Below are 24,273 nucleotides of genomic sequence, written 5' to 3' on the forward strand. Positions count from 1 at the left end.
CCATGGCCCTCAATGCCACCGTGCGCCAGTTCAATGGCGCGCCGCAGCTGGAGCCTGCACAGACCATGGTCGCCATCAACAAGGTGACCATGTCCTTCGGCGAATTCACCGCCGTACGCGATGTCGACATCCAGGTGGGGGACGGCGAGTTCCTTGCCATCGTCGGGCCGACCGGCTGCCGCAAGAGCACCATCCTCAATTCCGTGGCGGGCCTGCTGAAGCCGTCGTCGGGCCAGGTCAGCATCGATGGCCGTGCCGTCAGCGGCGTGCAGGAGTCGGTCGGCTACCTGTTCCAGCAGGACGCGCTGCTGCCGTGGAAGACCGCGTACCAGAATGTTGAACTCGGCCTGCGCTTCCGTGGTGTGCCCGAGGCCGAACGCAAGGCCAAGGCCAACGCTTGGCTGGCCAAGGTCGGCCTGGCCGGCTTCGAGCATCGCTACCCGCACCAGCTGTCCGGTGGCCAGCGCAAGCGCGTGCAGATGGCCCAGGCGCTGATCGTCGAGCCGAAGGTGATCCTGATGGATGAACCCTTCTCGGCGCTGGACATCCACACCCGCCATCTGATGCAGAACGAGCTGCTGCGGTTGTGGCAGGAGGATCGCCGCTCGGTGATCCTGATCACCCACGACCTGGAAGAAGCCATCGCCCTGGGCGACCGCGTGGTGGTGCTGTCCTCCGGCCCGGCCAGCCGCGTGGTGCGCAGTTTCGATGTGGGCCTGGAACGGCCGAGGAACGTGGCCGAAATCAAGCTGGATGACCGTTTCACCGACCTGTACCGCGATATCTGGGCCTGCCTGCGCGGCGAAGTGGAGAAGAGCTATGCACGCCAAGACTGACAAATTCATCCAGCTCGCGCTGGTGGTCGCCGTTTTCGGCGGCTGGGAAGGCGGCATCGCGCTGGGCGTGATCGATCCGTTCTTCTTCCCTTCGCCAACAGCGATCGTTCAGCAGGCCTGGACCTGGCTGTCCGATACCTCGTTCTACCAGCACGTCTACATCACCCTTACCGAAACCGCGCTGGGCTACATCATCGGCACCGGCCTGGGTGTGGCTGGCGGCGTGTGGCTGGGCCTGAGCCGACGCTCGGCGCGCATCCTCGATCCCTTCATCAAGGGCTTCAACGCGATTCCGCGCGTGGTGCTGGCGCCGATTTTCGTGTTGTGGCTGGGACTCGGCCTGTGGTCGAAAGTGGCGCTGGCGGTCACGCTGGTGTTCTTCACCACGTTCTTCAATGCCATGCAGGGCGTGCGCGAGGTGAATCCGGTGGTGCTGGCCAATGCCCGCATCCTGGGGGCGAGCCGCAGTGACCTGCTGCGCCATGTCTACTTCCCCGCAGCGGCGAGCTGGATCCTGTCTTCGCTGCGTACTTCGGTCGGCTTTGCCGTGGTCGGTGCGATCATCGGTGAGTACCTCGGGGCCTCGGCGGGCCTGGGTTACCTGATCGCGCAGGCCGAGGGCAACTTCAATGCCGTGGGTGTGTTCGCCGGCATCATCATCCTGGCCGCCTTCGTGCTGGTCATCGACGCGCTGCTGGACGTGGTCGAGAACAAGCTGATCACCTGGCGTCCCAACGCGCAGGCACAGGCCACCAGCTGACCGGGCCGGGCTGAGCCCGCCTGCCGCGCCGCCGGGCCGCCCCGGCGGCGCGCGCTTCCTCCCCCGATCTTCCCCCGCACCACCGCAACAGGCCAGCGCCGGGCCAGGCGGCCGGCTGGCCGGAGAGAGAGCCCATGAACCATTCCACCGTGCTGCCGCTGGCAGCGCTGTCGGTCGCGCTCGGCCTGCTGTTGACCAGTGGCCATGCCGACGCACAGTCCACGTCCTCGCTGCCCGCGCCGCTGAGCCAGGCTGAGCTGTCACGCCTGGTGCAGCAGCAGGCACTGCAGATCCAGCAATTGGAGGCGCGCCTGCGTGCCGTGGAGGGCGGGCAGGGCAGTGCGGGCGCACCGTCAACGCCGCCCCCGCCTGCGCTGGAAACGCGGGTGGCCGCACTGGAAACCAGCCAGTCCAGACTGCCGAAGGTCTCCTGGGCCAAGGGTGCGCCGGAGTTCAGCAGTGCCGATGGCGCCGTGGCGTTCCGTCCGCGCGGACGCCTGTTCGTCGACGCATCCAGCACCGACGGATCCTCAGTGAGTGACCGCAATATCTCCGGTACCGAGATCCGCTCGGTGCGGCTGGGCGCCGAAGGCCGCTACGGTATCCTCGGCTGGGCAGTGGAAGGTGACTTCGCGGACAACGCGGTGGCGTGGAAGTCGGTCTACGCCACCGTGGAACACCGCCTGTTCGGGCTGCCGGCCGACCTGACCGTGGGCAACCGCCTCAACGACCGGGGTATCGACGGCTCCAGCAGCACGTCCAACACGCCTTTCCAGGACCGCAACGTGGTCGGCACGCTGATGCTGCCGCAGCGCGGCCTGTTCGGTGTCGGGCTCACCGAGCGGGTGTATGGAAAGGGCTGGCATGCCAGCCTGTCGGTAGCCGGCAACGACCTCAACAACGCCGGCACCGACAACGACAGCCAGACCTGGGCCACCCGCGTCCACTGGAATCCGCTGGACACTGCCGACGCCACGGTGCATCTGGGCGCATGGGCCTTCCACGAGAAGATTCCCGCCGGGGCCACCGGCGTGGTGCGCAGTTCGGCCATCGCGGGGCATTTCAACGATCTGGTCAGGATCACACCGGGCACGCTGGTGGGCGCCGAGCGCAGCACCGCCTACGGTGCGGAACTGGCCGGCTTCTTCGGCCCGGCGTGGGCAACCGGCGAGTGGGGTACGCGAAGCCTGCGCGGGGCCGATGCCGGCGGGCGCTATGATCGCGACCACGAGGCGTGGGCGATCTCCGCTGGCTGGTTCCTGGTGGGCGCGCTGCCGTCCTACTCGGGCAAGGCCGGCACGTGGGGCAAGGTAAAGGTGGCCGATCCGGTGACGCGCGGCGGCAGTGGCGCGTGGGAGCTGAAGGGCCGCTATGAGGACGTGGACTATGCCGAACTGCCCAGTGGTGGTACCGGCCACGCGTGGACACTGGGCGCGAACTGGTACCTCAACGATTTCAGCCGGGTGATGTTCGAAGCCGTGCGCTGGCAGACCCGCCACCGCAGCGGCACCGGCCAGGGCAGGGATGAAGGCACCACCTTCAACACCCGCCTGCAGGTGGCCTTCTAGCAGCGCATGCCGCTTGCGCGCCGATCAGAGCAGCAGCAGTGCTCCGATCAACGCCGGCGGCATCACCAGCGCGCCGACGCGCAGGAAGTCGAGCGCGCTGACATGCTCGCCTTCGCGACGCAGCGCCACCAGCCACAGCATCGTGGCCAGCGAGCCGGTCACCGACAGGTTCGGGCCCAGGTCCACGCCGATCAGCAGTGCGGCACGGGTCTGTGCGGGCAGTTCAGCCATCTGGCCCAGCGAACCGGCGGCCAGGCCGATCGGCAGATTGTTGGCCACGTTGCTCAGCAGCGCGGCCGCGCCACCAGCCAGCCAGCTGGCCTGGCGGGGAGATGCCTGCGCCACGGCCTGCAGTGCGCTGGCCGCGCTCTGGATGATACCGGTCTGCGCCACCGCTTCCACCAGCACGAACAGTCCCGCCACCAGCGGCAGCACGCCCCAGGACACGTGGCGCAGCAGTGGCAGCGGGCTGCGCCGCTGGCGGATCGCCACCACTGCCACACTCAGCGTGCCCGCGCAGAACGTGGTCAGGCCCAATGGCCCGTTCAAGGCGGACGTGACCAGCAACACGGTGCCGGTGAACAGCACGCCCAGTGCGCTCAGCCGGCCGCCGTCGGTCAACGGGCGATGCGCCGGCGCGGCCACCAGCGGCTGGGCGATCTCGCGCCGGTGCACCCAGCGCAGGACCAGATAGGTGGCACCGATCGCCGCCGCCGACGGCAGCGCGAACTGCGCCAGCCACTGCAGCAGCGGCGGCATGTGCTGGCCGTACACCACCAGGTTGGCCGGATTGGAAATGGGCAGCACGAAGCTGGCCGCATTGGCGATGAAGGCACAGACGAACAGGTAGGGCAGGGGATTGGCGCGCGCCGCCTTGCAGGCGGCGTAGACCGCCGGCGTCAGCACTACGGCCGTTGCATCGTTGGACAGGAACACCGTCACCAGCGTGCCGACCAGGAACACCAGGTCGAACAGGCGTCGCCCGGATCCGCCCGCATGCCGCACCGCGTACAACGCCAGCCAATCGAACAGGCCTTCGCGCCGCGCCAGTTCGGCCAGCACCATCATGCCGACCAGGAACAGGTAGACGTCGTGGCCTTCGGCCACCGCGCCCCATGCGGTGTGCAGCGACACCGCGCCCAGCAACGGCAAGAGGGCGGCAGCGCACAACGCCCACACATATTCGGGGATGCGGAAAGGACGGAAGAGCAGGCCGATGGTGGCAACGGCGACCGCTGCCCAGATCACGAGGGGGGCTTGGGGGGCGAGCATGGAGTGGGGCTTCAGCGGCACCTGCAGCGACCCCGGCGCAGGGGGGGCCTGGCGCGCGCGATCAGCGGATGGGCGGCCGCTGCAAATCATCGCAGGTTCCGGGTCGCCGCATCATACCGTGCGGCGCGGCATGGCGACCGCTGCAGTCGACCGCGCTGCAGGTGGGCCGGGGCGGCGCCAGCCCACGTTCAGCACTCAAGCACGGCATGACTTCAGGCACTGCAGCTTGACTACACATGTAGTCAAACTGCACACACACTCATTGGACGAGATTGCGATGCCAAGATCCTGCTGGTTGTCCTGCGCCCTGGCCCTGGTGTTCGGCATCGCCGGGCCCACCCAAGCGGCGATGCGTGCCGAAGCCCTTGCCGCGATCGAGCGCAATGCACGCGCCGCGCATTCCGATGCGGTCCTGGTGATGCATGAGCGGGAGACGCTGCTTGAGCTGAAGCCCGCCGCCGGGCAGGAATCCGTTCACCTGATGTCGGCCACCAAGTCGGTCGTCGCGCTGGCCATTGCATTGCTGCTGGACGAAGGAAAGCTGGCTTCGATCGATACGCCGGTCAGCCGGATCTATCCCGAATGGAAGCAGGGCAGGAAGAGCGCCATTACCGTGCGCATGCTGCTGGACCATACCTCGGGCCTGCAGAACGTGGCGAACGCGGGCGAAGAGCTGGAAGGGGCCCCGGACCTGGTCAAGCTGGCACTGGCTGCCGAGCTGAGCGATGACCCGGGTGCCGTGTTCTCCTACAACAACAAGGCCACCAACCTGCTGCCCGGTATTGTCGAGCGCCTGGCAGGCGAGCCGCTGGATGCCTATGTGGACGCGCGCCTGTTCAAGCCCCTGGGCATTGCCCACTACACCTGGATGAAGGATGAGGCAGGCACCCCGCTGGGCATGGCCGGGCTGTCCCTGCGCGCGGCCGATCTTGCCGCCATCGGGCAACTGTTGCTGGACGGAGGCGTGGCGCCGGATGGCAAACGTCTCCTGAGTGAGCAGTCGGTCGCGTTGATGACGACCGAAAGCGCCCGTGCGCCAGATGTTGGGCTGCTGTGGTGGCGGATACCGGCCTGGGAACGCTACCAGCTCAAGCCCCGGCTACGGGATCTGCTGGTGAAAAGGGGCGTGGACGACGACGTACAGCGCGCACTGCAGGCCAGCGCAGGGCGAGTATTCGAAAGCCGCAGCACGCTGGTCGCCTTCCTCGCCGATCAACTGGGCGCGGACTGGTCCCAGCGCTACGGCAGCCAGATCTCCGCGCGCGGCCTGAAGCTCGCCGATCTCTACGACATCTCACGGGGGCCGGTCGTCGGCTTTGCCGCCAACGGCTACCTGGGCCAATACCTGATGATCGTTCCGGAACAGCGTGTCGTCGCAGTGCGCCTGATCCACCGGCGCCAGACCCACAACGCTCCTCAGGACGACTATCCCTCCTTCTTCGCCGATGTCCTGCAGTTGGCGCGGGCACTGCAATAGGCCCTGTCGCCATCATGTCCACGCGCGCTGAACATCTTCCTGGAGCGTTCTTCACTGGCATGCCGCCTAAAGTGGGATGACATCTTGGCCGCACACGTACTGAAGCATGTTTGATTATCAGGACTGGACCTTCCACGCCAATGGCCGAACGGTAGTGGCGCGCGTAGCGCTGGACGGTGAAGGTGGCGGCACCATCAACCGCTACCAGCTGGTGCCGGGACCGGCACAGTCGGGGTTGTGCATCAAGGTCGCCTCCCAGGACGAGGCCGCGCAGAAACTGGAGGCCGAAGTGATGAAGCTGCTGGGACCGGTGTGGTAGCCACTACGCCATGCCGGCCGCGCATCCGCATGTTGACGGCGGCATGACCGGCCCGGGCAACGGGCATCGCGCCGGATGCCCGTTGCATGAGGCCGCATACTAGGGCATCAGCACGGTGTCGACCACGTGGATGACGCCGTTGGACTGGCTGACATCTGCAGTGCTGATGCCTGCCTTGCCACCCTTTGCGTCGATGATCCAGAGCTTGCCATCGTGGAGCGCCACGGTGAGAGGCTCACCCTGCACGGTCTTGAGGGTGGCCTTGCCGCCGTGCTTGCGGGCATCGGCCAGAAGCTGCGCCGAACTGTAGCTGCCCGGGACGACGTGGTAGGTCAGGATCCGGGTCAGCTGTGCCTTGTTTTCCGGCTTCACCAGCGTATCGACAGTGCCTGCAGGCAATTTTTCGAAGGCCGCATTGGTGGGCGCGAAAACAGTGAAGGGCCCGGCGCCGTTGAGGGTGTCGACCAGGCCGGCTGCTTTGACCGCTGCAACGAGGGTGGTGTGATCCTTGGAATTGACGGCGTTCTCGACGATGGTCCTGGTGGGGTACATCTCTGCCCCGCCCACGATGACGGCGTTGGCGGCGAAAACTGAGGAGCCGGACGAAACGAGTAGGGCGAAGCCGACTGCGGCGGCGATGCGCTGAAGAGCGTTCACGGTGCGTTCCTTTCTCGATGACCCGCAAGTGCGGGCATCCTTCCTACGTCGGGTGCGCCTGACCGGATGCAGCAGCAGCCGGGTCATGAGCTGTGCCGCGCGCTGCTGGTTTGCTGCGCTGCATGGTGACAAGCGCGAACCGGGGTGATTACTCTCCGCTGCAACGCGATGGTAGCGCTACCAGTCGGACGGGGATCCAAGGTCCAGGGGCTGCCTTCTTTGCCGCGTGTTTGTCCTGGCAGGCTTGAAAAGCAAGTGTAAGTCGCGGCGTGCCCGAGCACCCGTGCTGTTCGGTTTGGAATGCGGGCCACGCCCGTGCGTGCCCCTGGGAGGGGGCGGTACATCCATTCGATCGTATGTCAGAGGGGACTTTCATGAGCACTTGCAGTTTCCGCGGCACCCTGGCCCCGAGGTCCGGTTCATGAGCCGCGCATTGGCGAAGTTCCGGTCACGGGCCATGTTCACCTTCGTGGGTGGCGCCCTGGTCATCAATCCTGCCTTTGCGCAGGACGCAGCACCGGCGACCGGGCAGCAGCCGCAGAGCCAGTCGCAGCCCACCCAGCTCGATGCAGTGCAGGTCACGGGCATACGCAACAGCCTGAGCCAGGCCATGGACATCAAGCGCGACTCGGCGGGCGTGGTCGACGCGATCAGCGCCGAGGACATCGGCAAGTTCCCCGATACCAATCTTGCCGAATCGTTGCAGCGCATCACCGGCATCTCCATCGAGCGCCGTGACGGCGAGGGCGCGCAGGTGACCGCGCGTGGCTTCGGCCCCCAGTTCAACATGGTCACGCTAAACGGTCGGCAGATGCCGGGTGCCGATGCATTCGGTGCCTCTGGACAGGTCGCCATCGGCGGTGTCGACGGCGGCACCCGCGCCTTCAATTTCGCGCAGCTGGCCGCCGAGGCCATCAATGGCATCGAGGTCTACAAGACCAGCCAGGCACAGGTGCCCAGCGGTGGCATCGGTGCGACGATCAACATCCTGACCTCGCGCCCGCTCGATCACGCCGGCATCGTGGCCAACGCCGGGGCGAAGCTGGTCTCCGACCAGAGCCAGCCGTTCGACAATGACCTGACACCGGAGCTGTCGGGCATTTTCAGCTACAGCAATCCGGAAAAGACCTTTGGCGTCAGCCTCAGCGCGAGCCAGCAGAAGCGCAAGGGTGGCTCGGTGCAGGCCACGGAGAACTACTGGAACGTGCAGCCGTGGACAGGGTCGATGCCGGGCAACCCGACCGTGGTCAATGCCCCGGCCGTCGGCCAGCTTTACGCGCGGCCCAACGACCTGCGCTACGCGTTCTCCGAATTCGAACGCGAACGCGTCAACGGCCAGGCCGTGCTGCAGTTCGCACCGACGGACAGCCTGACCCTGACCGTGGATTACACCTACTCGACCAACGAAATCACCGAGAATCGCGGCGAGCAGGGCATGTGGCTGCAGAACAGCAACTACACCAACGTCGAGTTCGACACCAGTGGCGCCGTCGCGACGCCGGTATACATCCGTGAAATCGCCGGCACCAAGGATTTCGGCCTGGAACAGCAGCGCAGCATGCAGGAGTACAAGCTGGGCTCGCTGGGCTTCAACGCCGTCTGGAATGTCAGCGACCGCTTCAAGCTCAGCTTCGATGCGCACAACTCGAAGAACGAGAGCCGCCCGAATGATCCGCTGACCGGCGGTGGTTCGATCTTCATGAGCATCGCCGGCACCAACAACTGCACCCGTGGCCCGCATTGTGGCGGCTCCTGGGTGCAGGAATTGAACTTCAACAATGGCCTGCCGGTTGGCACCCAGGTCTGGTATCCCAGCACCGCCGATGCGGTCGCCGGGACCAATGGCGTGGTCAATCCGGGCTTCCAGGAAGGCGAGGTTGGCACGCAGGTGCTGCGCGTCAACGCGCAGACCCAGATCAGCGAGATCAAGCAGGCGCGCGTCGATGGCGAATGGAACTTCGACCACGGCCGCTTCCAGTTCGGCGTGGACACCAACAAGTCCACCACCCACCGCATCCAGGCCGCCGAGGCCTACTCCACCCTGGGTGACTGGGGCGTGGCCAACGTGGACCGGGATACCGCCGCGGGCCTGATGGACCTGCTGCAGCCGGTCAGCATCGTCGGCCTGTTCGACGACTACAGTGCCAACAGCTGGCCGGCCTGGCGCGGCAATGCCGGACAGCTCGCGCAATGGGCATCGGGCGAGTACGGCGTCGGCCTGGGTGTGAACCCGCAACGCGCAGCCGACAACTTCGTGGAAGAGAAGACCAAGGCGGCGTACTTCCAGGTGGAGCTGGACGGGGAGCTGGGTGGCATGCGCACCAACACCCGCCTGGGCGTGCGCTATGAAACCACTGACGTGGTGTCGACCTCGGTCATTGCCGTCCCCGAGTCCATCGAGTGGCAGGCCAACAACGATTTCCGCATCGTGCTGTCCGACGAGCAGCAGCCCTTCACGGAGAAGGCGCGGTACAGCTACATCCTGCCCAACCTTGATTTCAGCATCGACTTCACCGAGGAGCTGAAGGGCCGCGTTTCGTTCGGCAAGAGCATCGCCCGCGCGCCGTACGGCAATCTCTATGCGGGACCCGGGGCCCAGCAGCCGTTCGGCTCGGTGCTGATCGATCCCTCCTCGCGCGCCAGCGGCAATTCCCAGAACCCGAGCCTGAAGCCGCTGGAATCGGACAACCTCGACCTGGGGCTGGAGTGGTACTTCGCCGATGCCAGCTATGTGTCATTGACCTACTGGAACAAGTCGGTCAGCAACTTCATCGGCAACACCGTCGTCCAGGAAAGCCTGTACGGCCTCACCGACCCCACCTCCGGGCCGGATGCACGGGCGGCGTTGGACTTCCTGACCAGCGGCGCCTGCGTCGCCCAGGTCGGGCCGGCCAACGCGGCCGCCTGCTCGGCCAACGACACCTCGCTGTTCACCGCACTGGCGTTGCTGCGCAACAATCCCGCTGGCCTGGGCGCCTACAACGGAACCGATGCGCAGGTTCTGGCTACCGAAGCGGCCTACGATCTGTATGGGCAGGCCAACGATCCGCTGTACCAGTTCAACGTCAATCGCCCGATCAACCAGAACAAGTCCAAGCTGCACGGCTGGGAGCTGGGCGGGCAGTACTTCTTCGGTGACACCGGGTTCGGCGTACTGGCCAACTACACGGTGGTGAAAGGTGATGTCGGCTACAACAACGGCGGCGATCCGGGTATCGACCAGTTCTCGCTCACCGGCCTGAGCGACACCGCCAACGCCATGCTGATGTACGAGAAGTACGGGTGGTCGGTGCGACTGGCATGGAACTGGCGCGATCAGTACCTGATCCTGGCCAACCAGGGCTCCAGCCGCAATCCGTACTATGTGGAGCCGTACGAGCAGTGGGATCTCAGCGTCAACTACGCGCTCGATGACCACTGGTCCTTCAGCCTGGAGGCGATCAACCTGACCGGTGAGGATGTGCGGTGGCGCTCGCGCACGTCGCAGATGATCGTCAAGCTGGCAGACCAGAGCCCGCGCTACATGCTGGGCGTCCGCTACAAGTTCTGAACCTGGTTGCCGATGCGTCCGCCACGGCACCGCTGCCCGCCAGCGGTGCCGTGCCGGGACGGTGTCGCCGCACCTGTCGCGCCTGCGCTACCCTGCCGGCCAGCAACCCGCATTGGACTGGATACCCTGATGGCCCGCTACGAAATGCTCAACAACATCGCGCATCGGGACCTGAAGGTCGCCACCGGATTCGGGCCGCAGTTCGGCGATGCGGTGGGCATGGTGCCGGCCTATCCCAGCGAGTTCGCTGAACTGCAGCGTGAGTATCCAATCTTCCTGCGCAGGGAAACCGGGTCAGAAGCGTGGCAGTCCGTGGCCCTGCTGGGTTTCGAGCAACACGAGAACCTGTTCCTGCAGGACGGGCGCTGGAATGCCTCCTATCTGCCTGGTGCGGCCGCCAAAGGGCCGTTCCTGATCGGGTTCCAGGAGCACTACGTGGATGGCCTGCTCACCCAGGATGCGGTGATGCACGTGGACCTGGACCATCCGCGCGTCACCGCCGGCGCCGGTGAGCCGGTGTTCCTGCCGCAGGGCGGCAACACGCCCTACCTGGACCACATCGCCGGCGTGTTGCGCGGCATCCACGAGGGCAGCGCGTACGCGGCCGCAATGTTCGCGATGCTCGACGACTGCGGCCTCATCCAGCCGGTCACGCTCGACGTGCAGATCGCGCCGCACCACCGGGTGAGCGTGAGCGGATTGCACGGCATTGACCGCGAGCGCCTCGCGGCGCTGGACAGTTCACGCCTGGCTGCGTTGAACCGCGCCGGTTACCTGGAAGGTGCGTACCTGATGCTTGCCTCGCTGCATAACATGCGCCGCCTGATCGCCGAGAAGCAGCGCCGTCTCCGCGTCCAGGACGGCACCGCGCAGGCGGCCAGGAACTGACCGGTGCAGGCCACCCTGCCGATGCGGATCCTGGAAGGCATCGATCCTGCCGCGTTGCCATTGGCTGACCTGGTGGATGCCGGTGAGCCGGTCGTACTGCGCGGCATCGCCAGCGGTTGGCCACTGGTCCAGGCCGGACTGGGCGGCGTGCACGACGCGATGGTGTACCTTTGCAGCGTCGATGCGGGTGCGCCCATCCAGTACTCGTTCGGCGGCCCCGAGATCGCAGGCCGCCCGTTCTACAGCGCGGACTTCACCCGGCTGAACTTCGAAGTGCGGCGTGGCGGTCTGGCCCAGGTGCTGGAAGAGATCGCCACGACGCTGCATGCGCCTCGGCCGCCAACCTATTACGTGGCCTCGCTGCCGATCGAGCGGGCACTGCTGCCGGCATTCGCGCAGGCCAACGACGCCGGGCTGGCGAAGCAGGGCATCGACGCCACCGCCAGCATCTGGATCGGCAACCGGGTGACGGCCTCATGCCATTTCGACACACCCGACAACCTCGCCTGCTGCGCGGTGGGGCGGCGTGAGTTCACCCTGTTCCCGCCCGCCCAGATCGACAACCTCTATCCGGGCCCGCTCGATCCCACGCCGGGCGGACAGGTCGTCAGCGTGGTGGACTTCGAGCGCCCCGACTTCGATCAGCATCCACGTTTCCGCGAGGCGCTGGCGCATGCACGCAGCGCGGTACTTGGACCCGGCGATGCGATCTTCATTCCCAGCATGTGGTGGCACCATGTACGCAGCCTGGAGCCGTTCAACGTGCTGGTGAACTACTGGTGGCGAAGCTCGCCGGCCTGGCTGGGGTCGCCGCTGGCGGCGCTGCAGCACGCGATGTGGTCCGTGCGCGACCTGCCAGCGCGTGAGAAGCAGGCCTGGGAAGGGCTCTTCCGTTACTACGTATTCGGCCCCGGCGAGCGCGCGGGGCAGCACCTGCCTGACGCCGCGCGCGGGGATCTGGCACCGTTCGAGGAGCAGCGCGCCCGCCGCATGCGCGCGATGCTGCTGGGCAGGCTCAACCGTTGAGAGAGGGCAACGCGTTGGATACCGAAAGCACGCCTGCAGGGCGCATCCGCAAGGTGGTCATTGCCGGTGGCGGTACAGCGGGATGGCTGGCCGGCTGCGCGCTGGCGCATCAGTTCCGTGACCAGCTGCAGATCACGCTGGTCGAGTCCGAGCAGATCGGCACGGTCGGCGTCGGTGAGTCCACCGTGCCGCCGATCCGCACCTTTCATCGCTTCCTGCAGATTGACGAGCAGGAGTTCCTGCGCGCGGTGGCCGGCACCTTCAAGCTGTCGATCTCGTTCGAGAACTGGCGGCTGCCGGGGGATCGCTTCTTCCATCCGTTCGGCACCATCGGCCATGGCACCTGGGCGGCTCCCTTCCATCACTTCTGGCTGGACAGCCTACGCCGCGGCATGCCCTCGGACCTGGGCGACTTCTGCCTGGAGAGCATCGCGTCGCGCGGCGACCGCTTCTCGCTGCACACCCAGCCGCAGGCCAGCTATGCGTATCACTTCGATGCCAGCCTGTATGCGCGGTTCCTGCGCGGCAGGGCCGAGGCCAACGGCCTGCGCCGGATCGAAGGCAGGATCGCCCAGGTCAGGCAGCACGCGCACGACGGCTCGGTTCAGGCGCTGGTACTGGACGACGGCCAGGTGATCGAGGGCGATCTGTTCATCGACTGCACGGGGTTCCGTGGCCTGCTGATCGAGCAGGCGCTGGGCACCGGCTACGAGGACTGGCACGAATGGCTTCCGTGCGACCGGGCCGTGGCGGTGCAGACCGAAGCGGTGGCGCCGCCGGTGCCCTATACCCGGGCGATCGCCCACGAGGCGGGGTGGCGCTGGCACATCGCGCTGCAGCACCGCGTTGGCTGTGGGCTGGTGTATGACAGCCGCCATCTGTCTGATGACGAGGCCGCCGCGAAACTGCTGCGCGATGCAGGGGCTCCACCTTTGCGCGACCCATGGAACGTGCCGTTCCGCAGCGGGCGCCGGCTGAAGGCCTGGAACAGCAACGTGGTGTCGCTCGGGCTGGCCAGCGGTTTCATCGAACCGCTGGAGTCGACCAGCATCCATCTGACGATCAGCACGGTGGTGCGCCTGATCCAGTTGTTCCCGTTCGACGGCATCAGTGCGTCGCTGGTGCAGTTGTACAACGATGTCAGCCGCCAGGAAATGGAGCATGTGCGCGACTTCATCATCCTGCACTATCACGCAACGCAGCGCACCGAACCGATGTGGAAGGCGTGTCGCGAGATGAGCGTGCCCGGATCGCTGCAGCAGCGGTTGCAGGCGTGGCGCGAGCGTGCGCACGCCTGGCAGGACCCCGGCGAGCTGTTCCGCGTGGAATCGTGGACCAGCGTGCTGCTCGGGCAGGGCATCGCGCCCGGTCCTGCCCACCCGCTGGCGCGGGCAGTGAGCGACGCCGATCTGCGCACCCTGTTGAAGGGCATTCAGCAGCCGGTGCAGCAGGCCGCCGCGCAGATGCCGACCCAGGCGGAGTTCATCGCGCAGTACTGCAGGTCCGGCGTTGACGTGTGGCGTTCGACGGCAGCAAACGCATAGCAGGGTTTTGCGTTGCAGCACGCTTTTTCCGCTGCAGCTGGTTACAGTGCGGGAACACCGCAGGCGATGACGCATGCGGTGGCAACGAGGGGGCCGGACAGCACGCCCCCTTTTTGAGTCCACGGAATGTTAGCGCTACCTTTTTGTTGATCGGAGGCGGTTTCGATGGGTCTGGTTGCAGGGATCGATGCAGGGACGCAGAGCCTGAAGGTGCTGGTCTACGACCCGCAGGCGCAAGCGGTGGCCGCCGTCACCAGCGCGCCGCTCACGCTGGACAGCGGTGCCGACGGCAGCCGTGAACAGGCGCCTGCCGACTGGGTGTCGGCCCTGCGCGACTGCTTTGCCAGGATCCACCCCTCGCTGCGCGCTCGCATCGTCGCACTGGCGGTATCGGGGCAGCAGCATGGGTTCGTGCCGGTTGATGATGCTGGCGAGGTACTGGCGCCAGCCAAGCTGTGGTGCGACACCAGCACCTCGGCCGAATGCATCCAGATCATGGACGCCGTGGGCGGATTCCAACGGACCATTGCGCTGGCGGGCAACCCGATCCTGGCCGGCTACACAGCGTCCAAGCTGCCTTGGACCCGGATCCACCGTGCCGACGCCTATGCGCGGCTGGCGACCATCCTGCTGCCACACGACTACCTGAATTTCGTGTTGACCGGGCAGCGGTTCTGCGAGCTTGGCGATGCGTCCGGAACCGGCTGGCTGGACGTGCGCACACGCACCTGGTCGCAGGAACTGCTGCGCGCCACCGATCCTGATCGTGATCTTGCCGCCTGCCTGCCGCCGATCGCCGCACCCGACGCCCTGTTTGATATCGCGCCGAAGGCCGCGGCCGCGCTCGGGCTTGCAGCGGCGGTGAAGGTGGCCGTTGGCGGCGGCGACAACATGATGGCCGCGATCGGCACTGGCTGCGTCACCGAAGGACGCCTGGCGATGAGCCTGGGAACGTCTGGAACGCTGTTCGCCTATTCCAGCGCGCCGGTGATCGACGCGGACGGCGCCTGGGCCGCGTTCTGCTCGTCCACGGGAGGATGGCTGCCGCTGATCTGCACCATGAACTGCACCGTGGCGACCGAACAGGTGGCCCGTGCCTTCGGCTTCAGCACTCGCGACGGCGATGCGCACCTGCGCGCGACGCCACCGGGAGCAGGCGGGCTGGTGATGCTGCCCTTCCTCAATGGCGAGCGTACGCCGGACCTGCCGCTCGGCAAGGGTGTGCTGGCCGGCCTGGACACCGCCAACTTCACTCCGGCGCACCTCTACCGCGCCGCCATGGAGGGCGCGACCTACAGCCTGAGGTACGGCTACGACGCCTTCGTCCGCGCGGGCATGCAGTTTGATCGCATCGTACTCACCGGCGGTGGCAGCAACAGCGCTGCCTGGCGTCAACTGGTGGCCGATGTGTTCGGCCTGCCCGTGGAGGTCCCGGTGCAGGCCGAAGGCGCGGCGTTTGGAGCGGCGCTACAGGCGCTGTGGTCGCTCGCCCGATCGCAGGGCAACGCCACTTCGATCAGCGACATCACCGCACGGCACGTCACCGTCGATCCCACGCTCTCCGCGCGCCCGGATCCGGACCGCAGCGATGCCTATGCACGGGCCTACGCACGCTTCCTCAGTCATCTTGATGCCATCACGCCGCTGCAGCGCGGCTGATACTCCTCCACCACACCGTACAACGACAGGAGCACGCACCATGAGCACGCAGCCCTTCATCGGCGCCAAGGAATACTTCCCCGGCATCGGCCGCATTCCGTTCGAGGGCAAGGGCTCGGACAATCCGCTTGCCTTCAATGTCTACGATGCAAACCGGGTCATCGGTGGCAAGACCATGCAGGAGCATCTGCGCTTTGCCGTGTGCTACTGGCATACCTTCTGCAATGCCGGGCACGATCCGTTCGGCCCGGGTACCCGGCAGTTCCCGTGGGAGGCGGGCTCGCCGCTGGCCACGGCCGAAGCGAAAGTGGACGCGGCGTTCGAGTTCTTCACCAAGCTGGGCGTGCCGTACTGGTGCTTCCACGATATCGACCTGGCGCCGGATGCCGATGATATCGGCCAGTACCAGAAGAACCTCACGCACATGGTGGGCCTGGCCAAGGCGCGCCAGGAGGCCACCGGCGTCAAGCTGCTGTGGGGCACGGCCAACCTGTTCTCGCACCCGCGCTACATGAACGGTGCATCGACCAATCCCGATTTCGCCGTGGTGGCCCGCGCCGCGGTGCAGGTCAAGGCCGCCCTGGAGGCCACGGTCGAACTCGGTGGCGAGCACTACGTGTTCTGGGGCGGGCGCGAGGGCTATGCGTCGCTGGCCAATACGCAGATGAAGCGCGAGATCGAGCACTTCGCACGCTTCCTGACCATGGCCCGCGACTATGGCCGCAGCATCGGCCTGAAGGGCAACTTCCTGATCGAGCCCAAGCCGATGGAGCCGATGAAGCACCAGTACGACTTCGACAGTGCCACGGTGGTGGGCTTCCTGAAGGAACACGGGCTGGACAAGGACTTCAAGCTCAACATCGAGGCCAACCACGCCACGTTGTCCGGCCATACCTTCGAGCACGACCTGCAGGTCGCGTCCGATCATGGCCTGCTCGGCAGCATCGATGCCAACCGCGGCAACGCGCAGAACGGCTGGGACACCGACCAGTTCCCCAGCGATCTGTACGACACCGTGGGCGCGATGCTGGTCGTGCTGCGCCAGGGTGGGCTGGAGGGCGGGTTGAACTTCGATGCGAAGGTGCGCCGTGAGTCGACCGACCTGGAGGATCTGTTCATTGCCCATATCGGCGGCATGGATGCGTTCGCACGCGGGCTGGAGGTTGCCCATGCACTGCTGACCGAGTCGCCGTGGGAGCAATGGCGTGCGCAGCGCTACGCCAGCTTCGATTCCGGCGCCGGCCAGGATTTCGAGCGTGGCACGCTCAGCCTGCCGGACCTGGCGGCACTGGCCGCCCGCCTCGGCGAACCGCGCCAGGCCAGCGGCAAGCAGGAGCGTTACGAAAACCTGCTCAACCAGTACCTGCTGCGCTGAGCGCGGCAACGGCGCACTCAAGGGGACGGGGATGAACCAGGCAGCAGGCAGCGGTGAGAACACGCGGCTGATCGTACTGATCAGCGTGGTGGCGACGATTGGCGGTTTTCTGTTCGGCTTCGACAGCGGCGTGATCAACGGTACCCAGGATGGCCTGCACCAGGCGTTCCGGTCCGGTGAGTGGATGCAGGGGTTCGAGATCGCGTCGATGCTGCTGGGCTGTGCGGTGGGCGCGTTCAGTGCAGGCCGGCTGGCCGACCGCTTGGGCCGTCGCAACGTGCTGATCCTGTCGGCAGTGATGTTCCTGCTGTCGGCACTCGGTGCCGGGGCGGCGGTGTCGTCGGGCTGGTTCATTGTCGCGCGGGTGGTGGGTGGATTCGCGGTCGGCGCGGCCAGCGTGATCTCGCCGGCCTACATTGCCGAGGTCGCTCCGGCCCGCTATCGCGGCCGCCTGGCTACCGTGCAGCAGATCGCGATCATCACCGGCCTCACCGCTGCCTTCCTGTCCAACTACCTGCTGGCGGCCGCAGCGGGCGCGTCGACCGAACCGCTGTGGGGCGGGCAGGCCGCCTGGCGCTGGATGTTCTGGATGCAGGCCGCGCCATCGCTGCTGTTCCTGCTGCTGTTGCTGACCATTCCTGAGAGCCCGCGCTACCTGGTGGTGAAGCGGCGCAAGGACGATGCACTGCGGGTGCTGACCCGGCTGCTGGGCAGCGACAAGGCCCGCGCCACGCTCGAGGAGATCGATGCCTCGTTGTCCAACGACCATCATCGCCCTCGACTGTCCGACCTGAAGAGCCGGGCGACCGGGCGGATCCGCCCGATTGTCTGGGTCGGCGTCGGGCTGGCCTGCTTCCAGCAGCTGGTCGGCATCAACGTGGTGTTCTATTACGGCGCCGTGCTGTGGCAGGCGGTCGGCTTTTCCGAAAACGACGCGCTGCTGATCAACGTGCTGTCCGGCGCGCTGAGCATCGGTGCCTGCGTTGTCACGGTACTGCTGATTGACCGGATCGGCCGCAAGCCCCTGCTGTGGTTCGGCTCGGCAGGGATGTCGCTGTCGCTTGCACTGGTGGTGGTGGCCTTTGCCAGCGGTTCGCTGGCGGACGGGCACCTGCAGCTGCCCGGTCGCATGGGCACGCTGGCGCTGGTGGCGGCCAATGCCTACGTCGTGTTCTTCAATCTGTCCTGGGGGCCGGTGATGTGGGTGATGCTGGGCGAGATGTTCCCGAACCAGATCCGCGGTTCGGCACTGGCAGTCGCCGGCGCGGCGCAGTGGACCTCCAACTTCGTGGTCACGGTGACGTTCCCGATGCTGCTGGCCGCGGCAGGGCTGGCGGCCACCTACGGCATCTACCTGATGGCTGCCGTGATCTCGGTGATCTTCGTCGTCCGACATGTGCACGAGACCAAGGGCAAGGAACTGGAGCAGATGGAAGGATGAGCACCATGACATCGCAGGCCTTCGTAATCCGCAGCGGCGCGCTGGTCGCCGCACTGATGCTGGGATTGCTCGGCTGCCGCGGCCAGGACCGGGCTGCCGCCGCCGCAGCCACCGACAAGGATCCCTGGCCGGAGGTCATCTGGCCCCTGGCTGCGGACCCGGCGCTGGAGAAGCGCATCACCGACCTGATGGCCGGAATGACGGTGGAGGACAAGGTCGGCCAGCTGGTGCAGGGCGACATCGCCAGCGTCACTCCAGATGATGTGCGCCGCTACCGGCTCGGCTCGATCCTGGCCGGGGGCAACTCCGATCCCGGTGGCCGCTATGACGCGTCGCCGGCCGAATGGCTGGCGCTGGCCGACGCCTTCTACGACGCCTCGATGGACACCTCGAAAGGCGGCAAGGCCATTCCGCTGCTGTTCGGCATCGATGCCGTGCACGGGCAGAGCAACATCATTGGCGCCACGTTGTTCCCGCACAACATCGGGCTGGGCGCCACGCGCAATCCGGAGCTGCTGCGGCAGATCGGTGGCATCACCGCGCTGGAGACCCGTGTCACCGGCATGGAATGGACGTTCGCGCCGACCGTTGCCGTACCCCAGGATGATCGCTGGGGACGCACCTACGAAGGCTACTCCGAATCGCCGGACGTGGTGGCCAGCTATGCCGCCGCCATGGTGGAGGGATTGCAGGGCAGGGTGGGAACACCGGAGTTCCTCGATGGCCGCCATGTAATCGCCTCGGTGAAGCACTTCCTGGGCGATGGGGGCACCACTGACGGCAAGGATCAGGGCGACACCCGTATCAGCGAGTCAGATCTGGTGCGCATCCACGCGGCCGGATACCCGCCGGCAATCGCCGCCGGCGCGCAGACCGCAATGGCGTCGTTCAACAGTGTCAACGGTGAAAAGATGCATGGGCACCGGCATTACCTCACCGATGTGCTCAAGGGCCGCATGAACTTCGGTGGCTTCGTGGTGGGTGACTGGAATGGTCATGGACAGGTCAAGGGCTGCACCACCACAGACTGCCCGGCCACCATCATCGCGGGCCTGGACATGGCGATGGCTTCGGACAGCTGGAAGGGCTTCTACGAGACGACGCTGGCTGCGGTCAAGGACGGCCGGATCACGACGCAACGCCTGGACGATGCGGTGCGCCGGATCCTGCGGGTCAAGTTCCGCCTTGGGCTGTTCGAGGCCGGCAGGCCATCCACGCGGGCCGTCGGCGGGCAGTTCGCACTGATCGGCGCGCCGGAACATCGCGCGGTCGCCCGGCAGGCCGTGCGCGAATCGCTGGTCCTGTTGAAAAACCAGGACCACGTCCTGCCGCTGTCTCCGAAGCAGCGGATCCTCGTGGCCGGCGACGGTGCCGACGATGTCGGCAAGCAGGCCGGCGGCTGGACGCTCAACTGGCAGGGCACCGGCACCAGCCGCAGGGACTTCCCCAATGCGGACACGATCTACGAGGGCATCGCGCGCCAGGCCAGCGCGGCCGGTGGTGAAGCCGTGCTTGCCGTTGACGGTCGCTATGCAGTGAAGCCCGATGTGGCGGTGGTGGTGTTTGGCGAAGACCCCTATGCCGAGTTCCAGGGAGACCGGCCGACGCTGGCCTACAAGCCCGGCAACGAAACGGACCTGGCGCTGCTCAAGCGGCTCAAGGCCGACGGCATACCGGTTGTTGCGGTTTTCCTGAGCGGGCGGCCGCTCTGGGTGAACCGGGAAATCAATGCCGCCGATGCTTTCGTGGCTGCGTGGCTGCCGGGTTCGGAAGGCGCCGGGATTGCCGATGTGCTGCTGCGCGGAAGCGATGGCCGCGTGCAGTACGATTTCAAGGGCAAGCTCAGTTTCAGCTGGCCGCGCACTGCCACCCAGTACGCCAACAACGTGGGCCAGAAGGACTACGATCCATTGTTTGCGTTCGGCTTCGGCCTGACCTACGCCGACAACGGCGACCTGGCCGCGCTGCCGGAGGCATCGGGCGTGACCGGCAACGAGGGCGCGACGGGCGTGTTCTTCGCGCGCGGTGACGCGGGTCCTGGCATGGCGCTGCGGATCGAGGATGCTGCTGGCCAGGGCCTGACCGTGACCCGCGTGCCGGACGCATTGCCCGATGATCGGCTGAAGATCACCGGCGTGGATCATCTGGCGCAGGAGGATGGGCGACGCCTGGCCTGGTCGGGCAATGGCGAAGCCGCCGCGGCACTGCAGTCGCACACGGCGTTGGACCTGCGGCGTGAATCGAACGGCGACCTGATGCTGCTGACCACGCTGCGGGTGGACGCAGCCCCGAAGGGTGAGGCGTGGCTGTCGGTGGGCTGCAGTGCGGGCTGCTCGGCGCGCGTCGCCATCGGGCCGGCGTTGGCGGCGCTTCCACAAGGCCAGTGGAAGCGTGTTGGCGTGCCGCTGAAGTGCCTGGCCAAGGCGGGCGCCAAGCTGGACGCGATCGACCGACCGTGGTCGGTGGTGACGGGCGATGCGATGACGATCTCCGTGTCACGCGTCGCGCTGGGTGCGCTGAACGAAGCCGAGGTCACCCTCGGATGCGGAGCATGATGCCTGCGCTACCGCCGCCGGGGCGGCGCGGCGACCGAATCGCGTGCGATCAGCCGATGCGGCATCACATGATCGCGCAGCACCGTTGCGTCCGCCGCCGGACGGCGGATGGTGCGCAGCAGGATGTCGACGGCCGCGTTGGCCATCGAGGCGATGGGCTGGTGGATCGTGGTCAGTTCCGGCCACACGGTGGTGGCGGCCGAGGTGTCATCGAAACCCACGACCGACAGGTCGCGCGGCACTTCCAGCCCGCGCCGGTGCGCGACGGAGATGGCGGCAGCGCCCATGTCGTCGTTGCTCGCGAAAATCGCGGTCGGTGGGCGGCGTTGGGACAACAGCTTTTCGGCGGCAGCCAGGCCGGACCGGTAGGTGTAGTCACCGTGCTGGACCAGGCCAGGCTCCACCGCCAGCCCGGCCTCGCGCAGGGCGGTGACGAAGCCGTCGTAGCGGAGCGCACTTGCGCTCAGGTCATCGCGCCCTCGGATGAAGCCGATGCGGGTGTGTCCCTGCCGGAGCAGGTGCTCGGTCATTTCCCTGCCCGCACTGAAATCGTCGATGCGGACGCAGGACAGGGCCTCGCTCAGGCGCCCCGATGCGATGGCCACCACTGGAATGCCAGCCTTGACCAGTTCGCTTACGGCGGCCTGCGATTCGCAGAGCGGCGGCGGCAGGATCACCCCGTCGACGCGTCCGGCGAGCGCGCGCGCCGCCCTGCGTTCGGATTCGGCATCCAGGTTGTCCCAATAGTCGATGACCAGCTGGATGGCGGAACTGGAGGCGACGCGCAGCAGGCCCACCAGCAGTTCGCGCAGGTAGGCGCCGCTGGGGTTGGTGTAGATCAGCGCAATGCGCGTGTGCTGTGCGGCGGCCAGCGAACTGGCGGCAAGATTGGGCGTATAGCCCAGCTCACGCACGGCGCGCAGCACGCGCTCGCGGGTGACGTCGCGCACCTTGCCCTGGTTGATCACCCGCGACACGGTCATCGGCGAAACGCCGGCAAGGGCCGCAACCTCGTCGATCGTCACGCCTGCGGTTCTGCGGCGAACCGATTTCTTCGGCTTGTCCAATGCACGATCCCTTTGTTCTTGGTGGCGCTGCCGCGGGGGTGCGAAGGACGATGATGCGCTGCCCCGGGCCCGGACGTAGTCTACAAAGGCGCATGTTAACGCCCTTGTTGCGTGCTGTCGGCACGCGCCTGTGGGCCGTGGTCGTGCTGCTGGCCTGTGCTGGCGTGGCGCGGGCGGAGGATGGCTACGGGCTGTGGATGCGCTACCAGCCGGTTGCCGCAACGGTCGCTGCCGATTACCGGCGGCAATTGGCCGAAGTGGTGGCCCCGGATTGCACGCCGATGCAGCGCGCTACCCGCGACGAGCTTGCGCGCAGCCTCCCTGGATTGCTGGGAACGGCGCCGCCAATGCGAACGGCAATCAGTACTGACCATGCCATGGTGCTGGGTACGCCGCAGTCTTCGGCGCTGGTCGCCGCGCTCGGCAACGAGGTTGCCACGCTGGGCGACGAGGGCTTCCTGATCCGGCGGGTCCGGATCGAGGGGCGCGATGTACTGCTGGTGGCGGCACGCCGGGATGTCGGCGTGCTGTATGGCACGTTCCATCTGCTGCGCCTGTTGCAGCGTGGCATGCCCCTGCAGGGGCTGGACGTGCGGGAGTCGCCGCGGGTCGCACTGCGTGTGCTCGACCATTGGGACAACCTGGATCGTTACGTCGAGCGTGGCTATGCAGGCAGCTCCCTCTGGGACTGGCAGACGTTGCCGCAGTGGCGTGACCCGCGCTACACCGACTACGCCCGTGCCAACGCCTCGCTCGGCATCAACGGCACCGTCCTCAACAACGTCAACGCCAGTGCGCTGAGCCTGTCGCCGGCCTATCTGGCCAAAGCCGCCGCGCTGGCCGACCTGTTCCGCCCCTATGGCATCCGGGTCTACCTGAGCGCACGCTTCAGTGCGCCCATCGAGCTCGGCGGCCTGGCGACGGCTGACCCGTTGGATCCCGGCGTGCGGCGCTGGTGGCGCGACAAGGTCGATGAGATCCATGCGCGCATTCCGGATTTCGGCGGCTTCCTGGTCAAGGCGAACTCGGAGGGGCAACCCGGCCCGCAGGATTACGGTCGTTCCCATGCCGACGGCGCCAACCTGCTGGCCGACGCGCTGGCACCCTACAACGGCGTGGTGATGTGGCGGGCCTTCGTGTATTCGCACGAGGTTCCCGAAGATCGCGCCAAGCAGGCGTACAGCGAGTTTGTCGGGCTGGACGGTACCTTCCGCCCCAACGTGATCGTGCAGGTGAAGAACGGCCCAATCGACTTCCAGCCGCGCGAGCCGTTCCATCCGCTGTTCGGCGCGATGCCACGCACGCCGCTGATGATGGAACTGCAGATCACCAAGGAATACCTGGGTTTTGCGACGCACCTGGTCTACCTGGGAACGCTCTACGAGGAAGTGCTGCAGGCCGACACCCATGCCCGTGGCGAGGGCTCCACGGTTGCCCGCGTGGTCGATGGCTCGCTGGAGGGTCATGCGCTGACCGGTATCGCCGGCGTCGCCAACATCGGCGTGGACCGCACCTGGAGTGGCTCGCACTTCGATCAGGCCAACTGGTACGCCTTCGGCCGACTGGCCTGGAACCCGCAGGAATCCGCGCGCGCGATTGCCGAAGACTGGGCAGCGCTGACCTTCTCGCCCGACCCGCAGGTGACCGGCCCGATCGTGCGAATGATGATGGACTCGCGCGAGGCGGCAGTGGATTACATGACGCCGCTGGGCCTGCACCACCTGATGGCACGCGGCCATCACTACGGCCCCGGCCCCTGGGTGGACGGCGGCCCACGTGCGGACTGGACGTCGGTGTACTACCACCGCGCAGACAGCCAGGGCATCGGCTTTGACCGCAGCGCCAGCGGAAGCAACGCCGTGGGCCAGTACGCGCCGCAGGTGGCCGAGGTCTATGGCGACCCCGAGCGGGTGCCCGAGTCGCTGCTGCTGTGGTTCCATCATGTGCCGTGGGATCACCGCATGCGCTCGGGCAGGACGCTCTGGGATGAACTGGTCGGGCGCTATTCGCGCGGCGTGCGCCAGGTGCAGTCGATGCAGGCGACCTGGGCCGGCCTGAGCGACCGGATCGATCCGCAGCGGCATCGGCACGTTGCTGCGTTCCTGCAGATCCAGCACGACGAAGCCCAATGGTGGCGTGACGCCAGCGTGGCGTACCTCCAGTCACTCAGCGGACGGTCGCTGCCCGCCGGCGAACGGCCACCGCCGCAACCATTGTCGTACTACCAGGCGTTGCAGTTTCCGTTCGCACCGGGGGATGGGCGATGAGCAGGTTCGGAG

At 66.7% G+C, this 24,273-nt stretch carries 17 protein-coding genes; 14 read left to right on the top strand and 3 right to left on the bottom strand.

Annotation, left to right across the window (positions count from 1 at the left end):
• Window positions 1-2 precede the first annotated feature (2 nt).
• The 3 genes from ROV95_RS13285 to ROV95_RS13295 all read left to right on the top strand — a co-directional run bounded on the left by ROV95_RS13285 (window position 3) and on the right by ROV95_RS13295 (window position 3,164).
• On the top strand, window positions 3-836 hold the full coding sequence (locus tag ROV95_RS13285; RefSeq protein WP_312544798.1) for an ABC transporter ATP-binding protein: 834 nt from the start codon (window positions 3-5) through the stop codon (window positions 834-836).
• The gene (locus ROV95_RS13290) at window positions 820-1,596 is read left to right on the top strand and encodes an ABC transporter permease (protein ID WP_005409726.1); all 777 of its coding nucleotides are present in this window, start codon (window positions 820-822) and stop codon (window positions 1,594-1,596) included. The genes ROV95_RS13285 and ROV95_RS13290 overlap by 17 nt, the downstream gene beginning before the upstream one ends.
• A gap of 134 nt (window positions 1,597-1,730) precedes the next feature.
• Complete coding sequence (locus tag ROV95_RS13295) at window positions 1,731-3,164, top strand: porin (RefSeq protein ID WP_312544800.1); 1,434 nt, start codon at window positions 1,731-1,733, stop codon at window positions 3,162-3,164.
• A 24-nt stretch (window positions 3,165-3,188) separates the two neighbouring features.
• Here ROV95_RS13295 and ROV95_RS13300 read toward each other — a convergent pair whose 3' ends face one another.
• On the bottom strand, window positions 3,189-4,436 hold the full coding sequence (locus ROV95_RS13300) for an arsenic transporter (RefSeq protein WP_312544802.1): 1,248 nt from the start codon (window positions 4,434-4,436) through the stop codon (window positions 3,189-3,191).
• Between the two features lie 295 nt (window positions 4,437-4,731).
• Here ROV95_RS13300 and ROV95_RS13305 point away from each other — a divergent pair, with 295 nt between their 5' ends.
• Window positions 4,732-5,913 carry a serine hydrolase domain-containing protein gene (locus ROV95_RS13305; RefSeq protein ID WP_312545135.1) on the top strand — a complete coding sequence of 394 codons (1,182 nt, stop codon included), beginning with the start codon at window positions 4,732-4,734 and terminating at the stop codon, window positions 5,911-5,913.
• 106 nt (window positions 5,914-6,019) lie between these two features.
• Entirely contained in the window at window positions 6,020-6,232 is a 213-nt protein-coding gene (locus ROV95_RS13310) for a hypothetical protein (RefSeq protein ID WP_021202391.1), read from the top strand.
• Between the two features lie 99 nt (window positions 6,233-6,331).
• Here ROV95_RS13310 and ROV95_RS13315 read toward each other — a convergent pair whose 3' ends face one another.
• Complete coding sequence (locus ROV95_RS13315; RefSeq protein WP_021202392.1) at window positions 6,332-6,889, bottom strand: fasciclin domain-containing protein; 558 nt, start codon at window positions 6,887-6,889, stop codon at window positions 6,332-6,334.
• Window positions 6,890-7,310: 421 nt separating this feature from the next.
• Between ROV95_RS13315 and ROV95_RS13320 the strand changes: the two genes are divergently transcribed.
• The 8 genes from ROV95_RS13320 to ROV95_RS13355 all read left to right on the top strand — a co-directional run bounded on the left by ROV95_RS13320 (window position 7,311) and on the right by ROV95_RS13355 (window position 20,927).
• Window positions 7,311-10,439, top strand: coding sequence for a TonB-dependent receptor (locus tag ROV95_RS13320; protein ID WP_134734827.1), 3,129 nt, complete (start codon window positions 7,311-7,313; stop codon window positions 10,437-10,439).
• 129 nt (window positions 10,440-10,568) lie between these two features.
• Window positions 10,569-11,327 carry a SapC family protein gene (locus ROV95_RS13325; RefSeq protein ID WP_155029563.1) on the top strand — a complete coding sequence of 253 codons (759 nt, stop codon included), beginning with the start codon at window positions 10,569-10,571 and terminating at the stop codon, window positions 11,325-11,327.
• Window positions 11,328-11,330: 3 nt separating this feature from the next.
• The gene (locus ROV95_RS13330; protein WP_312544805.1) at window positions 11,331-12,353 is read left to right on the top strand and encodes a cupin-like domain-containing protein; all 1,023 of its coding nucleotides are present in this window, start codon (window positions 11,331-11,333) and stop codon (window positions 12,351-12,353) included.
• A 14-nt stretch (window positions 12,354-12,367) separates the two neighbouring features.
• Window positions 12,368-13,897 (top strand): tryptophan halogenase family protein, encoded by a 1,530-nt coding sequence (locus tag ROV95_RS13335; RefSeq protein WP_312545136.1) that lies wholly within the window; start codon window positions 12,368-12,370, stop codon window positions 13,895-13,897.
• Between the two features lie 165 nt (window positions 13,898-14,062).
• Complete coding sequence (gene xylB / locus ROV95_RS13340) at window positions 14,063-15,556, top strand: xylulokinase (protein WP_312544806.1); 1,494 nt, start codon at window positions 14,063-14,065, stop codon at window positions 15,554-15,556.
• 40 nt (window positions 15,557-15,596) lie between these two features.
• Window positions 15,597-16,931 (top strand): xylose isomerase, encoded by a 1,335-nt coding sequence (gene xylA, locus ROV95_RS13345; protein WP_312544807.1) that lies wholly within the window; start codon window positions 15,597-15,599, stop codon window positions 16,929-16,931.
• Window positions 16,932-16,962: 31 nt separating this feature from the next.
• Window positions 16,963-18,372, top strand: a complete 1,410-nt coding sequence (locus ROV95_RS13350) for a sugar porter family MFS transporter (RefSeq protein WP_312544808.1) — start codon at window positions 16,963-16,965, stop codon at window positions 18,370-18,372.
• Entirely contained in the window at window positions 18,369-20,927 is a 2,559-nt protein-coding gene (locus ROV95_RS13355; protein WP_312544809.1) for an exo 1,3/1,4-beta-D-glucan glucohydrolase, read from the top strand. The genes ROV95_RS13350 and ROV95_RS13355 overlap by 4 nt, the downstream gene beginning before the upstream one ends.
• A gap of 8 nt (window positions 20,928-20,935) precedes the next feature.
• On the opposite strand, the gene ROV95_RS13360 is transcribed toward ROV95_RS13355, so the two are convergent.
• Entirely contained in the window at window positions 20,936-21,994 is a 1,059-nt protein-coding gene (locus tag ROV95_RS13360) for a LacI family DNA-binding transcriptional regulator (RefSeq protein WP_206621460.1), read from the bottom strand.
• A gap of 92 nt (window positions 21,995-22,086) precedes the next feature.
• On the opposite strand from ROV95_RS13360, the gene ROV95_RS13365 reads away from it, so the two are divergent.
• Window positions 22,087-24,261 (top strand): alpha-glucuronidase family glycosyl hydrolase, encoded by a 2,175-nt coding sequence (locus ROV95_RS13365; protein ID WP_312544811.1) that lies wholly within the window; start codon window positions 22,087-22,089, stop codon window positions 24,259-24,261.
• Window positions 24,262-24,273 lie beyond the last annotated feature (12 nt).

Origin of the sequence: Stenotrophomonas maltophilia group sp. msm1, assembly GCF_032025805.1 — a bacterium.
Classification (GTDB): Bacteria; Pseudomonadota; Gammaproteobacteria; order Xanthomonadales; family Xanthomonadaceae; genus Stenotrophomonas; species Stenotrophomonas hibiscicola.

Coding starts and splice junctions, on each gene's coding strand:
- xylB (WP_312544806.1), top strand. CDS start 14,063: ATGGGTCTGGTTGCAGGGATCGATGCAGGGACGCAGAGCCTGAAGGTG.
- ROV95_RS13350 (WP_312544808.1), top strand. CDS start 16,963: ATGAACCAGGCAGCAGGCAGCGGTGAGAACACGCGGCTGATCGTACTG.
- ROV95_RS13290 (WP_005409726.1), top strand. CDS start 820: ATGCACGCCAAGACTGACAAATTCATCCAGCTCGCGCTGGTGGTCGCC.
- ROV95_RS13325 (WP_155029563.1), top strand. CDS start 10,569: ATGGCCCGCTACGAAATGCTCAACAACATCGCGCATCGGGACCTGAAG.
- xylA (WP_312544807.1), top strand. CDS start 15,597: ATGAGCACGCAGCCCTTCATCGGCGCCAAGGAATACTTCCCCGGCATC.
- ROV95_RS13300 (WP_312544802.1), bottom strand. CDS start 4,436: ATGCTCGCCCCCCAAGCCCCCCTCGTGATCTGGGCAGCGGTCGCCGTT.
- ROV95_RS13310 (WP_021202391.1), top strand. CDS start 6,020: ATGTTTGATTATCAGGACTGGACCTTCCACGCCAATGGCCGAACGGTA.
- ROV95_RS13365 (WP_312544811.1), top strand. CDS start 22,087: ATGTTAACGCCCTTGTTGCGTGCTGTCGGCACGCGCCTGTGGGCCGTG.
- ROV95_RS13285 (WP_312544798.1), top strand. CDS start 3: ATGGCCCTCAATGCCACCGTGCGCCAGTTCAATGGCGCGCCGCAGCTG.
- ROV95_RS13295 (WP_312544800.1), top strand. CDS start 1,731: ATGAACCATTCCACCGTGCTGCCGCTGGCAGCGCTGTCGGTCGCGCTC.
- ROV95_RS13320 (WP_134734827.1), top strand. CDS start 7,311: ATGAGCCGCGCATTGGCGAAGTTCCGGTCACGGGCCATGTTCACCTTC.
- ROV95_RS13355 (WP_312544809.1), top strand. CDS start 18,369: ATGAGCACCATGACATCGCAGGCCTTCGTAATCCGCAGCGGCGCGCTG.